Source organism: Polaromonas sp. (genome assembly GCF_029945685.1).
GTDB lineage: Bacteria > Pseudomonadota > Gammaproteobacteria > Burkholderiales > Burkholderiaceae_C > Polaromonas.
This window is the reverse complement of record NZ_JAQSDA010000003.1, coordinates 43748-56899: the sequence shown is the minus strand read 5'-3', so window position 1 is coordinate 56899 and position 13152 is coordinate 43748. Positions and strand designations below refer to the sequence as shown.

Annotated in this window: 15 protein-coding genes; 12 read left to right on the top strand and 3 right to left on the bottom strand. The window is 63.7% G+C overall.

What is annotated here, in order from left to right:
- The first annotated feature begins 39 nt into the window (after positions 1-39).
- The 7 genes from PSV26_RS00575 (at position 40) to PSV26_RS00545 (ending at position 5092) form a co-directional block, all read left to right on the top strand.
- Positions 40-291 carry a DUF2249 domain-containing protein gene (locus PSV26_RS00575; RefSeq protein ID WP_300566450.1) on the top strand — a complete coding sequence of 84 codons (252 nt, stop codon included), beginning with the start codon at positions 40-42 and terminating at the stop codon, positions 289-291.
- A gap of 17 nt (positions 292-308) precedes the next feature.
- Complete coding sequence (locus tag PSV26_RS00570) at positions 309-779, top strand: Rrf2 family transcriptional regulator (protein ID WP_300517360.1); 471 nt, start codon at positions 309-311, stop codon at positions 777-779.
- Positions 780-799: 20 nt separating this feature from the next.
- On the top strand, positions 800-1138 hold the full coding sequence (locus tag PSV26_RS00565; protein WP_300566447.1) for an iron-sulfur cluster assembly protein: 339 nt from the start codon (positions 800-802) through the stop codon (positions 1136-1138).
- Entirely contained in the window at positions 1135-2301 is a 1167-nt protein-coding gene (locus PSV26_RS00560; protein WP_300566444.1) for a hypothetical protein, read from the top strand. Before PSV26_RS00565 ends, PSV26_RS00560 begins: the two co-directional genes overlap by 4 nt.
- The gene (locus PSV26_RS00555; RefSeq protein WP_300566441.1) at positions 2298-3488 is read left to right on the top strand and encodes an NnrS family protein; all 1191 of its coding nucleotides are present in this window, start codon (positions 2298-2300) and stop codon (positions 3486-3488) included. The genes PSV26_RS00560 and PSV26_RS00555 overlap by 4 nt, the downstream gene beginning before the upstream one ends.
- 37 nt (positions 3489-3525) lie before the next feature.
- The gene (locus PSV26_RS00550) at positions 3526-4371 is read left to right on the top strand and encodes a PA4780 family RIO1-like protein kinase (RefSeq protein WP_300517348.1); all 846 of its coding nucleotides are present in this window, start codon (positions 3526-3528) and stop codon (positions 4369-4371) included.
- A 91-nt stretch (positions 4372-4462) separates the two neighbouring features.
- Positions 4463-5092: an alternative oxidase gene (locus PSV26_RS00545; protein ID WP_300566438.1), complete on the top strand. Its 630-nt coding sequence runs from the start codon at positions 4463-4465 to the stop codon at positions 5090-5092.
- 21 nt (positions 5093-5113) lie between these two features.
- Here PSV26_RS00545 and PSV26_RS00540 read toward each other — a convergent pair whose 3' ends face one another.
- The gene (locus PSV26_RS00540) at positions 5114-5986 is read right to left on the bottom strand and encodes a fumarylacetoacetate hydrolase family protein (protein ID WP_300517341.1); all 873 of its coding nucleotides are present in this window, start codon (positions 5984-5986) and stop codon (positions 5114-5116) included.
- A gap of 181 nt (positions 5987-6167) precedes the next feature.
- On the opposite strand from PSV26_RS00540, the gene PSV26_RS00535 reads away from it, so the two are divergent.
- The 5 genes from PSV26_RS00535 to PSV26_RS00515 all read left to right on the top strand — a co-directional run bounded on the left by PSV26_RS00535 (position 6168) and on the right by PSV26_RS00515 (position 10714).
- Positions 6168-7136, top strand: a complete 969-nt coding sequence (locus tag PSV26_RS00535; RefSeq protein WP_300566435.1) for a tripartite tricarboxylate transporter substrate binding protein — start codon at positions 6168-6170, stop codon at positions 7134-7136.
- A 38-nt stretch (positions 7137-7174) separates the two neighbouring features.
- Complete coding sequence (locus PSV26_RS00530) at positions 7175-8146, top strand: tripartite tricarboxylate transporter substrate binding protein (protein ID WP_300566432.1); 972 nt, start codon at positions 7175-7177, stop codon at positions 8144-8146.
- Between the two features lie 21 nt (positions 8147-8167).
- The gene (locus PSV26_RS00525) at positions 8168-8875 is read left to right on the top strand and encodes a substrate-binding domain-containing protein (protein ID WP_300566430.1); all 708 of its coding nucleotides are present in this window, start codon (positions 8168-8170) and stop codon (positions 8873-8875) included.
- Between the two features lie 137 nt (positions 8876-9012).
- Complete coding sequence (locus PSV26_RS00520; protein WP_300566427.1) at positions 9013-10044, top strand: L,D-transpeptidase family protein; 1032 nt, start codon at positions 9013-9015, stop codon at positions 10042-10044.
- Between the two features lie 52 nt (positions 10045-10096).
- Positions 10097-10714: a M23 family metallopeptidase gene (locus PSV26_RS00515; protein ID WP_300566425.1), complete on the top strand. Its 618-nt coding sequence runs from the start codon at positions 10097-10099 to the stop codon at positions 10712-10714.
- A 24-nt stretch (positions 10715-10738) separates the two neighbouring features.
- On the opposite strand, the gene htpG is transcribed toward PSV26_RS00515, so the two are convergent.
- Complete coding sequence (gene htpG / locus PSV26_RS00510) at positions 10739-12619, bottom strand: molecular chaperone HtpG (protein WP_300517324.1); 1881 nt, start codon at positions 12617-12619, stop codon at positions 10739-10741.
- A gap of 128 nt (positions 12620-12747) precedes the next feature.
- Positions 12748-13053: a DUF4148 domain-containing protein gene (locus tag PSV26_RS00505; protein WP_300517322.1), complete on the bottom strand. Its 306-nt coding sequence runs from the start codon at positions 13051-13053 to the stop codon at positions 12748-12750.
- Between the last annotated feature and the right edge of the window lie 99 nt (positions 13054-13152).

Genomic DNA, 13152 nt, shown 5'->3' with positions numbered 1-13152 from the left:
GCCTTTCGTCCCTTTTCCCTTTTTATTGGAGCTTTCATCATGAGCGAGATCCAGACCCTCCAAAACGTCCACCCCTTCGACGCCCGCGGTGTTGCCAAACGCTTCCGCCACGCGGCCATCTTCGGCGCCCTGGAAAGCCTGCACCCCGGGGAAACCATGCGTTTCGTCAACGACCATGACCCGATGCCACTGCTGAACCAGCTGCAGCAGGCCTTCGGCGAAAAGCTGGGCATCGACTATGTCCGGCGCGAACCGGGGGAAATCGTGATCGACTTCCAGGTACGCGGCTGAGGCCTTACATTCACCCTATGAAACTCACCGCCTTTACCGACTACAGCTTGCGTGTGCTGATCTACCTGGCCGCGCAACCCCAGAAACGCGCCACGATTGCCGAAATCGCGAGCTCTTTTGCCATCTCGGAAAATCATCTGACCAAGGTGGTGCACCTGCTCGGCAAAAGCGGCTGGCTGGCCAATGTGCGCGGCAAGGGCGGCGGGCTTGAACTGGCCATGCCGCCCGAACTGGTCGGTATCGGTGCAGTAGTGCGCCAGACCGAGGGCGCAGCGGTGGTCGCCGAATGTTTTTCTGATGAGTTCAACCACTGCGCGATCACACGCATCTGCCGGCTGCGTGGTGTGCTGGGTGAGGCGGTCGAGGCCTTCTACACCGTGCTGGACCGCTACACCCTGGCCGACCTGGTCCAGAACCGCCAGGCGCTGGCCAAGGTGCTGTTTATCGACAGAACTCCGCCCACACCGGCGGCAAAACACGCCGTCTGAGCTCTGATCACGGAGCTGCCATGACTGAGCCCAAAGCGCCATTTCCCTACGAAGGCCCTGAGGCACTGCGGCAGCCCCTGGTGGCGGCACTGACGCGGGTGGTCGACCCGGAGGTTGCCATGAGCATCGTTGATGTCGGGCTCATCTATGGCGTCACCGTGACCGACGAAAAACTGCATGTCCGGCTGACCATGACATCGGCCGCGTGCCCGGTCGCCGACCTCATCATCGACGAAGTCGAGACCGAGCTGGACCGCGTGGCGCCGCCCGAACTCCTGATCGAAGTCGAGCTGGTGTGGGAGCCGCCCTGGTCCGCCGAACGGATGAGCGAGCGCGCCAGGCGCTTCATGCAGTGGTGAACACGTCGCGCCGCCCCCGACAAGCGCAGCGCCAGACGGCGCCGCGGTGGATCACCCTGGCCGTACGGCCGCTGCTGCTGGGAGGGGTCGCGCTGTCGCTGCTGGCAGGCATCGCTGGGGGCCTGCTGCGCGTGGGCGTGACGCTTCACTCCCTGCCAGATGCCACCTGGCCCGGCCAGGCGGCGCTGGCCCATGCGGCCTTGATGATCTGCGGGTTTCTCGGCACCGTCATCGGCATCGAACGGGCCGTGGCCGTCAAGCTGCGCGCCGCTTTCCTCGCGCCGCTGGCTTCGGGTGCAGGCGGGGCGCTCCTGCTGCTGGGTCAGTCCGGGCCGGGTGCATGGCTGGGCGTGGCCGCTGCCGCCATCTTCACAGCGGTCAACCTCGTGATCGTTCGGCGCCAGCGCGCAGCGCACACCTGGCTGTTGCTGGTCGCTGCAGGGGCGTGGCTGACCGGCAACCTGCTGTTCGCCACGGGCCAGGGCAGCGTGGCGACGCTGCCCTGGTGGTTCGCCTTTCTCGTGATGACCATCGCCGCCGAGCGCCTGGAAATGACGCGACTGATGCGCCGGCGACCCGCCGCGGAGCTGTCGCTGCAAGTCGTGCTGGCGGCGCTGCTCGCGGGCGCGGCCTGGTCGGCCCTGGCACCGGCAACCGGCGGACTGATCTACGGCGCAGCGCTGGCCCTGCTGGCGCTGTGGCTGGTCGTCTTCGACATTGCCCGTCACACCGTCCGGGCGCATGGACTCAGCCGCTACATGGCGGTTTGCCTCCTGGGCGGCTACGCGTGGCTGGCCGTGGCGGGTGTTGCGTGGGCAGCCACCGCCCTGGGCCTGCCCCTGCGCGACGCCGCACTGCACGCCCTCGGCCTGGGTTTCATCGTCAGCATGATGATGGGCCATGCACCGGTGATCCTGCCGGCCATTGCGCGCGTCAAGCTGCAGTTCGGCGCCTTTTTCTATGTACCGCTTGCCATGTTGCACCTCTCCCTGCTGCTGCGATTGGGCGCCGGCATCTCCGGGGGACCGCTGCGCAGCATCGGCGCCCTCCTCAATGCTACCGCGATAGCGCTGTTTTCGGCCACCATTGCCGGCGCCGCGATCGCCTGGCGCATCCATCATGGCGGGCCCGACGCCCTGCCCCATCGAAAGGCCCACCCATGACTCCCCTCATCGCAGAACCTCCCCGCCCTTCGCCAGCACCGGCTGGCTGGGCCCTCTGGGACCTTGGCTTTCGTCCGTTTTACCTGCTGGCGAGCACTTTCGCTGCCTTGTCCATCGGCCTGTGGGCCTTGCAATTCTCCGGTTGGCTGGGCCTGCCTTACCTGAAGGGGCCGATGTGGCACGCTCACGAGATGCTGTTCGGCTTCGCACTCGCCGTGGTGGTCGGTTTCCTCTTCACGGCCGGGCGCAACTGGTCGAACCGGCCGACGCCCACTGGCTGGCCCCTGGCCGCGTTGGCGGCCCTGTGGGTGGCGGGCCGGGTCCTGGTACTCACGCCTTTCGGCTGGGCGGCGCTACTGGCCAATGTCGCTTTCCCGCTCGCGGCCGCCATTGCGCTGGCGATTCCGTTCATCGCCGCACGCAATCGCCGCAACTACTTTTTTGTCGGTCTGTTGCTGCTGATGGCGGTAGCGGTACTCGGCATTCACCTGGCACAACTCGGCGTGGTGAAGTTTCCGGGCTGGGTCGGCATCCAGCTCGCGCTGGACGTCATGCTGTTCATCATGGCCGTGATGGGCGGCCGCGTGATTCCCATGTTCACCAACAACGGCGTCCCGGGAGCCCATGCCATTCGCCAGCCAATGCTGGAGAAGGCCGCACTGGGCAGCGTGCTGGTGCTGCTGCTGGCCGACGCCGTGCAACTGCAGGGCGCGTGGCTGGCCGCCGTGGCCGGCGTCTGCGCACTGGCCCACCTTGCCCGCTGGAGCCTGTGGCGCCCCTGGAAGACCGTACGTGCGCCGCTGGTCTGGGTGCTGCAGGTCGCCTACTTCTGGATTCCGGTGCATCTCACGCTGCGCGCTTTCGCAGCAGCGGGATGGGTCGCTCCCTCGTTGGCCACGCACGCACTGACGGTGGGCGCCATCGGCGGCCTCATCATCGGCATGATGACGCGTACCGCTCGCGGCCACACCGGCCGGCCCTTGCGGGCCGACCGCAGCGATGTGGCCTGTTATGTCCTCGTCCTGCTCGCGGCGCTGGTCCGCGTGTTCGTGCCGCTAGTCGCTCCGGCCTGGATCATCCAGGCCACGCTGGTGTCGGCGGCACTGTGGTCTGCCGGCTTTGCGCTTTATACGGTGCGCTACTGGCCGGTGCTGACGCGGCCGCGTATCGACGGGCAGGCAGGCTGACCGCAGGCGCTTTACCCGCGGGGCGCAAAATGGGGCCATGAAACCACCCAAGCGACTGCAGTCATTGATCGAAGAAGGCCTGATCGACACCGTGGTGCGGCAGTTGATGAGCGGCAAGGAAGCCATGGTCTATGTCGTGCGTTGCGGTAACGACACGCGCTGCGCCAAGATTTACAAGGAGGCCGACCAGCGCAGCTTCCGGCAGGCGGTGGACTACACCGAAAACCGCAAAGTCAAGAACACGCGCCAGGCGCGTGCGATGGCCAAGGGGACCCGCTTTGGCCGGCAGGCGGCCGAGGCGGCCTGGCAAAGCGCCGAAGTCGATGCACTTTACCGCCTGGCTGCCGCCGGTGTTCGCGTGCCCAAGCCGCACAACTTCTGCGACGGCGTGCTGCTGATGGAGCTGGTAACCGACGAACATGGCGATGCGGCGCCGCGCCTGAACGATGTGGAATTCACGCCGGAAGAAGCACGCCTGCACCATGCCACGCTGCTCACGGAGGTGGTGCGCATGTTGTGCGCCGGCGTCGTGCACGGTGACCTGTCCGAGTTCAACGTGCTGCTGGCCGCAGACGGCCCGGTCATCATCGACCTGCCGCAGGCGGTCGATGCGGCCGGCAACAACCACGCCAGCCGCATGCTGCTGCGCGATGTCGCCAACCTACGCAGTTTTTTCGGCCGTTTCGCGCCTGACCTGCTGACCACCGACTACGGCCATGAGATCTGGGACCTGTACCAACGCGGCGTGTTGCGGCCCGATACGGTGCTCACTGGCCGCTTTGCGCACAAGCTTGGACCCGTGGACATGGGCGCCGTGATGGGCGAGATCGATGACGCGCGGGCCGAGGAGGCAGCACGCCGCCTGCGCATGCAGACCCTGTAGGCCCACGCGGCCTGCTGCCCGACAGACAGGCGAAGGCCTTTCGTGTACGGTGGTCCGCAAGGCTGCACATTCCGTGCATGCGAAGGCTCCGATGAACAATCCCCACCACATCCCCCGCACCTTTGGCGACCGCTTCGCCTATGCCTTTGTCCGCTTCCTGCGCTTTTTTGCCGACCTGTTTTTCGCCAAGCGCTACGGCCACCGCGCGATCGTGCTGGAAACCGTCGCCGCAGTTCCCGGCATGGTGGGGGCCACGCTGACACACCTGCGCTGTCTGCGCCGCATTGAAGACGACAAGGGCTGGATACGGACGCTGATGGACGAGGCCGAGAACGAACGCATGCACCTGATGACGTTCATCAAAATCGCGCAGCCCAACAGGTTCGAGCGCGCGCTGGTCATCCTTGTGCAGGGCTTTTTCTACAACGCCTACTTCCTGCTCTACCTGATCGCCCCTGGCGTGGCGCACCGCGTGGTCGGTTACTTTGAGGAAGAAGCCTATACCAGCTACACCCACTACCTGGAGCTCATCGACTCGGGCGTCCATGCCAATGTGGCCGCCCCGCAGATTGCCAAGGACTACTGGAAGCTGCCCGCCGACGCAACCCTGCGGGACGTGGTGCTGGCCGTGCGGGAAGACGAAGCGGGCCACCGCGATGTGAACCACGGCTTTGCCAATGAACTGCATGGCGGCGGCGCGCAGCAGCACGCCGGCGGCTGACAATGATTTTCCGGGCGTGTTTCAGCGCACCGGGTTTTCCAGGCTGCCGATCCCGTCTATCTCCACCCGCACCACATCACCGGCCTGCAGGTACTTCGGCGGCTTGAAACCAATCCCGACACCGACCGGCGTGCCGGTGGCGATCACGTCACCGGGATAGAGCGTGATGCCAGCCGAGAGGGTTTCGATCAGTTTGGGAATGTCAAAAATCAGGTCCGCGGTCGAGGCGTTCTGGCGTTCCTCGCCATTGACGTAACAACGCACCCTGGTCTTGGTACCGTCCAGTTCGTCGGCACTCACCAGCCACGGACCCATGGGGCAGAAGGTGTCGAACGACTTGCCCATGTGCCATTGCTGGTGCCGGCTTTGCCAATCGCGTGCGGTGATGTCGTTGACGATGGTGTAGCCCCAGACGTGGGCCATCGCGTCTTTCGCGGCAATGCCCTTGCCGCCGCGCCCGATGATGACGGCCAGTTCGGCCTCGTAGTCGATCGCGGTGGACACCGTCGGCATCTCGATGGCGACGCCGGGACCGACCACGGACTCCGGCACCTTGGTGAAGATGATGGGGTCCGCAGGAATGTCGCCGCCCGATTTGGCGCTGCTGTCAAAGCCGCTGCCGGCAAACTCTTTTGCGTGCGCAAAGTAGTTTTTACCGACGCAAAAAATGTTGCGACGCGGCTTTGGTAGCGGAGCGATGATCTGCACCTCATGGAGGGCGAGCGCGGGCAGCAGGGCCGGCAGGGTGTCGCCGCGCGCCTGCATGTCGATCAGCGGCAGCGCCCCCAGGTCGCTCTGCGCTTCGGGCAGATCAAAGGGCTGGACCTGCTGGAGGTCGGCGGACACCAGGCCCACACCGGACCGGCCCTTCAGGCGGTAGGCAACAATTTTCATGACGCTGTCTCTCTTTGTTTTTGCACGGCAGGAAAGCGCCGCGGCGGTTGAGGAAGCAGGAGCTGGAAGCAAACTCTTAGGGATTGCGATAACCCCAAATTTTCAGGCGGATGTTAGCATGCAAACCATAAAAAATGCACTGGATTTCGATCCGCCGCAGATCAACCCTCAGGAGACAAACATGAAACGCAGATCCGTATTGCTGGGTGCCTTGCTCATTTCAGCCACCACCTGGGTGGCCGCACAAAACGCGTGGCCTGCGCGCCCCATCACGATGATCGTTCCCTTCCCGCCCGGCGGCTTGGCCGACCTCGTGGCACGCCCTGTGGCCGAAGCCATGTCGCGCAATCTGGGGCAACCGGTGGTGATTGAAAACAAGGCCGGCGCCGGTGGCGGCATCGGCATGGGCGTGGCCGCCAAAGCCAAACCCGATGGCTACACCGTGCTCCTGGCCTTGTCCTCGCTGACCGTCATTCCCGAGGCGGACACCTTGCGGGGGCGCCCGCCGATGTTTGCGCTGAGCGACCTGCGTCCCATCGCGCGGTTTACCGCCGACCCGACCGTGCTGGCGGTGCGCGCCGAATCGCCATGGAAAACGGTGAAGGATTTTGTCGAGGATGCCAGAAAGCGTCCGGGCGCGATCAACTACGGTTCATCGGGCAACTACGGCACCATGCATGTGCCCATGGAAATCCTCTCGCAGAACGCCAACGTGAAAATGACGCACATCCCCTTTACCGGCGCAGGCCCCGCGGTGGTGGCCCTGCTCGGCGGCCAAATCGACGCGGTGTCCTCCGGGCCCGCAACCGTGCTGCAGCACGTCAAGGCCGGCAAGCTGCGGGTACTGGCCCATTGGGGCAATGGCAAGCTCGCTGCCCTGCCGGAGGCGCCCAGCCTGAAAGACGCGGGTTACAACGCCGAATACGCGCAATGGTCCGGCCTGTTCATTCCCAAAGACACCCCCGAACCCATTGCCCAGCGCCTGCGCGCCGCCGCCAACGCTGCCGCGCAGGACAGCAAGGTCAAGGAAGTCATCCTCAACGCCGGCAGCCCGGTGCTCTACCAGGACGCTGCCGATTTCGAGAACTACGTCCAAGCCGACGCCAAACGCATGGCCGATGTCGTCAAGCGCATCGGCAAGCTGGAATAGGGTCTGCTTTGGACACCAGGTCTTCACCGGAGAACCTCATGGGTATCAGAAAAACGTTGCTTCTTGCGCTGGGCCTGGCCGCGACAGTCCTGACCACCGGCGCCGCCGCGCAGGCTTACCCCGTCAAGCCGGTGAAAATCATTGTGCCCTTCGCCGCGGGCGGCCCCGCCGACAACTACGCCCGCTTCATCGCGCAGCGCCTGCAGGATTCGCTGGGCCAGTCCTTTGTGGTTGACAACCGGCCCGGCGCCGGCTCCATCATTGGCACCGACATGGTGGCCAAGGCGGCGCCCGATGGCTACACGCTGCTGATGATGTCCAACACCCACACGGTCAACGAAACACTGATTCCGGCCAAGCCCTTCCAGCTCATGCGCGACTTTGTGGCGGTGGCGCCGGTCAACTACTCGGACCTGGTGCTGGTCGCCAACCCGGCGCTGTCCGCCTCGACCCTCAAGGACCTGGTCCGGCAGGCCAAGGCCCGACCCGGCAAGTTCAATTACGCGTCCTCCGGTCCCGGCACTCCGTACCACATGGCCGGTGAACTGTTCAAGAGCATGGCCGGGGTTTACCTCGTCCATATTCCCTACCGCGGCAGCTCCGGCGCGCGCACCGACGTGATCGGCGGACAGGTCGATGTAATGTTTGACGCCGTCACCACCATGGCCGAGCAGATCAAGGCGGGCAAGGTCAAGGCCATCGCCACCACGGGCCGAACCCGTTCCGAAGTGCTGCCGGATGTACCGACCATGAACGAAGCCGGCGTGTCCGGTTATGAAGCCACCATCTGGCTGGGCCTGATGGCGCCGCGCGGCACGCCCAAGGCCGTGGTCGACCAGCTCAATGAGGCCGTCTCGAAGATCGCCAGCCAGCCGGAAGTCAAACAGCTCTGGGTCAAGCAGGGGGCCGTTCCCCTGGTGATGACACCGGAAGTATTCGACAAATACATGCGCGACGACATTGCCAAATGGTCGCGCGTGATCAAGACCGCCGGCATCAAGGTCGACTGAGACAGACAGACCGGAACATCCATGACCCCACTTCATCTGCTCAGCGGCGGCGCCGCCAAAGGCCTGGTCTCCGCGCTGCAGGCGCGCTTTCTCGGAAAGACAGGCCTGGCCATCGAAGGCAGCTTCAATGCCGTCGGCATGATGCGGGATCAGCTGCTGGCCGGTGCCCCTTGCGATGCCGTCATCCTGACCGATGCACTGATCACGCAGCTGACCGAAAGCGGTCATGTGAAGCCCGGCAGTGCCTGGCCGCTGGGCATTGTGAAAACCGGTATCGCCGTGAAAGACGGCGTCGCCACGCCCTTGCTGGAAAGTGCGACCCAGCTCAGGCAGGCCCTGCTGGCGGCAAGCACTGTTTATTTTCCCGACCCGGTCAAGGCCACGGCCGGTATTCACTTCATGAACGTGCTCAAACAGCTTGGTATTGAGGCCGAACTGGGCGATCGCCTGCGTCCCTATCCCAATGGCGCAGCGGCCATGCAAGCCCTGTCGCAAGCCGGCGAGCCCGGCGCCATCGGCTGCACCCAGGTGACTGAAATCATCTTCGCCCCGGGCGTGCAACTGGTGGCGGCCTTGCCGAAAGAGTTCGAACTGGCAACGGTCTACACCGCCGCCGTCTGCAGCCGGGCCACGCAGCCGCAAGCAGCGGCCACATTGATTGAGCTGCTCACCAGTGAAGAAGCCGCCAGCCTTCGCAGCGCCGGCGGCTTCGAACCAACGGCGCACTGATCCAGCGCCGTGTTGGTCAAGGCAGGTGCCGTCGCAGCGCCTTTCATGACCTGACAACACGCTGTTTGCTGACACGATCCGTTGGCCGGCGGCCCCACCATGGCCAGGCCCCATGCCGGGCCTACGGAATCTTCGCCATGCAAACAAACTCCCTTCTTTCCCGCCGCCATCTGCTTTCTTGGCTGGCCGCCTGTGCCGCATTTCCCGCAGCCGCCGTCCCACAGTCCCAGCGCAAAAATGCCACCGCAGCCGTCAGCCAGACCGGAACGGCCATGATGGCACGCGTGAACGCGGCCGCCGATATGCCTGTTCTGGGCTCGGGCGCACGCGGAGAATCCGTCTTGCGTGCGCAGATCCTGCTTGATCGCGCATGGTTTTCTCCCGGCGAGATTGACGGCGCCTTCGGGACCAACATGCGCCGCATGGTGGCCGCTTTCCAGACCGCCAACGCCCTGAAATCAACCGGCCGCGTGGACGCAGAAACATGGAGGAGGCTGGTGGGTGAAACGTCCGTACCGGTACTGAAGGAATACACCATCACCAAGGAAGACGCCGCGGGTCCGTTCACAAAAACGCCTGCGGACATGATGGAACGAGCCAAACTGAAATCGCTGGACTATGAAACCATCCAGGAGGCGCTCGCCGAGAAATTTCACTGCAGTGCGAAGTGGCTGCGCGACGCCAATCGCGCAAGCAAGTTCGAGCCCGGAGACAACATCATCGTTCCCGCCACCAGCGTTGACAAATCACCGGCTCTGGCAGCATCCATTCGTATCGACAAATCGGAACGGGTGCTCTATCTGCTCGACAAGGCCGATCTTCCTGTTGCCGCCTTTCCGGCCAGCATAGGCGGTGCTTCGGACCCGCTGCCCCTTGGTCGCATGGAAGTCAGGAATGCGGCGAAGAACCCGGTGTTCACCTACGATCCGGTGTTGCTTAAAAATGCCAAGCAGACCAATGCCAAAACCGACATTCCTGCGGGACCCAACAACCCGGTGGGTGTGTACTGGCTGGGGCTGAGCAAGCCCCACTGGGGCATCCACGGCACCCCCGATCCCTCCCGTGTGGGGACGGCCGAAACCAACGGCTGCATTCACCTGACCAACTGGGACGTGCTGCGCCTGGCACAAGTTGTGAAACCAGGGTTTGCCGTCAGCGTCCATGCCTGATCGGCCTGTCCGTAGGTATTGGGGAGGCTGGTTAGCGGCTGCGGTTTTTCTCATGGGCGTCCTCTGGGTGCTCATGCACCCCGCCTCATCACCCGAGCCGACACAGGCAACACTTCTCGCCCCTGATGCATCGGCGACCACCCGGCCAGTGCGTACTGACCCGACATTTCCCCCAGCAGCGCCGGTGCCGGCATCGGCACCAGCGCAAGCTTCTGTTTCCCTGACTGGCATACCGGCGCTGCTGCTGCCCGTGCAGGGCGTTTCCGCGCGAGACCTGCGAGACACCTTCGCTGATGGTCGCGACAGCAACCAGCGTGGCCACGAGGCCATCGACATTCAAGCGCCGCGCGGCACGCCCGTACTTGCCGTGGACGACGGGCGTATCGTCAAACTTTTTCTCAGCAAACCTGGCGGCATCACCATTTACCAGTTCGATGCGACCGACAAGCTCGCCTACTACTATGCCCACCTCGACGGATACGCAGAAGGCCTGGCAGAAGGCCAGACGGTGCGCCGTGGCCATGTGATCGGCCATGTCGGCTCCAGCGGAAATGCCAGTCCGGAAGCGCCCCATCTGCACTTTGCCATCTTCCGTCTGGGCCCCGAAAAGCAGTGGTGGAAAGGCGAGCCGGTCAACCCGTTTGAGCCGCTGGGCGGTACCCGGCGCTGAGCCAGGTCCGCACCGGGCGCAAGGTCAGACCAGCAGGGCGTTGACGCGTTTCACATAAGCCGAGGGATCATCCGGCAGGCCACCTTCAGCCAGCAGGGCCTGATCGAACAGGATGTGGGCGAGGTCGTCGAAGTGGTCACTTCCTTCGAGCTTTTTGACCAGCGGGTGCTGGGCATTGATTTCCAGAATCGGCTTGACCTCGGGCGCGGCCTGACCGGCCTGCTTGAGCATGCGCGCCAGCTGCGTGGACATGTCACCTTCCTGCACCACCAGGCAAGCCGGCGAATCGACCAGCCTTGTCGTGGCGCGCACATCGGAGGCTTTGTCCTTCAAGGCTTCCTTGAGTCGGTCGAGCATGGGTTTGAACTGGGTCTGCGCTTCCTCGGCGGCTTTTTTCTCGTCCTCGTCCTGCAGCTTGCCGAGGTCCACCGCGCCCTTGGCGACCGACTGCAGCGGCGTACCGTCGAACTCGTGCAGATAGTTCAGCGCCCACTCATCGACACGGTCGGTCATGAGCAGCACCTCGATGCCCTTCTTTCGGAAGATCTCGAGCTGGGGGCTGTTCTTGCCCGCAGCCTGGGTGTCGGCGGTGATGTAATAAATCGCGTCCTGGCCTTCCTTCATGCGCCCCTTGTAGTCGGCGAAACCCACACTGACGGTGTCGGTCGTTGAGCTGGAAAAACGCAGCAGCTTGGCCAGGCGCTCGCGGTTGGCGAAGTCTTCGCCCAGGCCTTCCTTGAGCACCGCACCGAACTCGGCGTAAAAGCTGGCAAACTTCTCCGGCTCGTTGGTGGCCAGGTCCTCGATCATGGACAACACGCGTTTGGTGCAGCCTTCGCGGATGGCCTTGACGGCGCGGCTTTCCTGCAGCAACTCGCGCGAGACGTTGAGCGGCAGGTCGGACGAATCGACCACACCCTTGACGAAACGCAGGTAGACCGGCAACAGTGCCTGCGCGTCGTCCATGATGAAGACGCGCTTGACATACAGCTTGACGCCGGCGGCCTTGTCGCGGTTGAACAGATCCATGGGCGCCTTGGCCGGGATGTAAAGCAGCTGCGTGTATTCGGTCGCGCCTTCGACGCGGTTATGCGTGCTGGCCAGCGGGCTCTGGTTGTCGTAGCTGATCTGTTTGTAGAACTCGTCGTACTGCTCTTGCGTGATGTCCTTCTTGGCGCGTGTCCACAGGGCCGCGGCCTGGTTCACGGTTTCCCACTCGTCGCTGGTCACCATTTCGCCGGGTTGGTCGTTCTCGCCTTCCTTCCATTCTTCCTTCCGCATCAGGATGGGCAGGGAAATATGGTCGGAGTACTTGCTGATGATGCCTTTGAGTTTCCAGGTGTTGAGGTACTCGCTGGCGTCGTCCTTCAAATGCAGAATGACACTGGTGCCGCGCTCAGCACGCTCTATCGTTTCCACTTCAAAGTCGCCGGTACCGGCACTGGTCCAGCGCACAGCCTCACTCGCCGGCAAGCCGGCTCGGCGGCTCTCGACGGTGATCTTGTCGGCGACGATGAAACCGGAATAAAAACCGACGCCGAACTGGCCAATCAACTGGGCGTCGTTTTTCTGGTCGCCCGAGAGTTTGGCCATGAAGTCACGCGTGCCGCTTTTGGCAATCGTGCCGAGGTGCTCCACCGCATCGATCTGCGACAGGCCAATACCGTTGTCGGTGATGGTGATGGTTTTGGCCGTCTTGTCGAAGCTGACACGTACTTCGAGATTCGGCGCGTCCTCGTACAGCTCGGCATTGTTCAGGCCTTCAAAACGCAGCTTGTCGCAGGCGTCCGAGGCGTTGGAGACCAGCTCACGAAGAAAAATGTCCGGGTTGGAATACAGCGAATGGGTGACCAGCTTCAGCAGTTGGGCCACTTCGGCCTGGAAGGAGAGGGTTTGCTTGCTCATGATGTGGGTTCTTGAAAATCAGGGGGAATAAAACAAACGCCCCTGGAGTTAGGGGCGTCGTCGCATATTTCAAGACCTGATTATCGCGGGTCCGGGATGCGCCCCGGGGCCCGCGACCGCTGGCCGGCTCAGCCTTCCAGGCCGGTCAGCTCGCCGCTGCGGATCTTGCCCAGACGCAGGGCCTGCGCAGCCTCACCACGCACGATGGCGGTGGGCACGGCAGACTTCACCGGCGCGGCCACACGCGAACCGGAGGGAATATTGCTGTAGGTCTTGACCGCGGTCACGGCCTCGGCCAAAACTTCGGCGCGGGTGCGGCTGCCTTCGGACTGCAGCGCAAACTGCGAGGCCGGATCGGGCGTTTCGGCGCGCACGCCGGTGGAAGCGATGGCAGCAAAGGCAGCGATGGCGATGAGGGCGTAAGACTTGTTCATGATGATCTTTCAGTGAGTGGTTGAAACCGGAAAATTCGGTTGGGTCCGTCTCTCGCAAGCTCAAACTTCAACCGTGATCTCACTGTATTTGCGGCAAAT

Coding starts and splice junctions, on each gene's coding strand:
- PSV26_RS00575 (WP_300566450.1), top strand. CDS start 40: ATGAGCGAGATCCAGACCCTCCAAAACGTCCACCCCTTCGACGCCCGC.
- PSV26_RS00530 (WP_300566432.1), top strand. CDS start 7,175: ATGGGTATCAGAAAAACGTTGCTTCTTGCGCTGGGCCTGGCCGCGACA.
- PSV26_RS00540 (WP_300517341.1), bottom strand. CDS start 5,986: ATGAAAATTGTTGCCTACCGCCTGAAGGGCCGGTCCGGTGTGGGCCTG.
- htpG (WP_300517324.1), bottom strand. CDS start 12,619: ATGAGCAAGCAAACCCTCTCCTTCCAGGCCGAAGTGGCCCAACTGCTG.
- PSV26_RS00535 (WP_300566435.1), top strand. CDS start 6,168: ATGAAACGCAGATCCGTATTGCTGGGTGCCTTGCTCATTTCAGCCACC.
- PSV26_RS00525 (WP_300566430.1), top strand. CDS start 8,168: ATGACCCCACTTCATCTGCTCAGCGGCGGCGCCGCCAAAGGCCTGGTC.
- PSV26_RS00550 (WP_300517348.1), top strand. CDS start 3,526: ATGAAACCACCCAAGCGACTGCAGTCATTGATCGAAGAAGGCCTGATC.
- PSV26_RS00515 (WP_300566425.1), top strand. CDS start 10,097: ATGGGCGTCCTCTGGGTGCTCATGCACCCCGCCTCATCACCCGAGCCG.
- PSV26_RS00520 (WP_300566427.1), top strand. CDS start 9,013: ATGCAAACAAACTCCCTTCTTTCCCGCCGCCATCTGCTTTCTTGGCTG.
- PSV26_RS00545 (WP_300566438.1), top strand. CDS start 4,463: ATGAACAATCCCCACCACATCCCCCGCACCTTTGGCGACCGCTTCGCC.
- PSV26_RS00570 (WP_300517360.1), top strand. CDS start 309: ATGAAACTCACCGCCTTTACCGACTACAGCTTGCGTGTGCTGATCTAC.
- PSV26_RS00565 (WP_300566447.1), top strand. CDS start 800: ATGACTGAGCCCAAAGCGCCATTTCCCTACGAAGGCCCTGAGGCACTG.
- PSV26_RS00555 (WP_300566441.1), top strand. CDS start 2,298: ATGACTCCCCTCATCGCAGAACCTCCCCGCCCTTCGCCAGCACCGGCT.
- PSV26_RS00505 (WP_300517322.1), bottom strand. CDS start 13,053: ATGAACAAGTCTTACGCCCTCATCGCCATCGCTGCCTTTGCTGCCATC.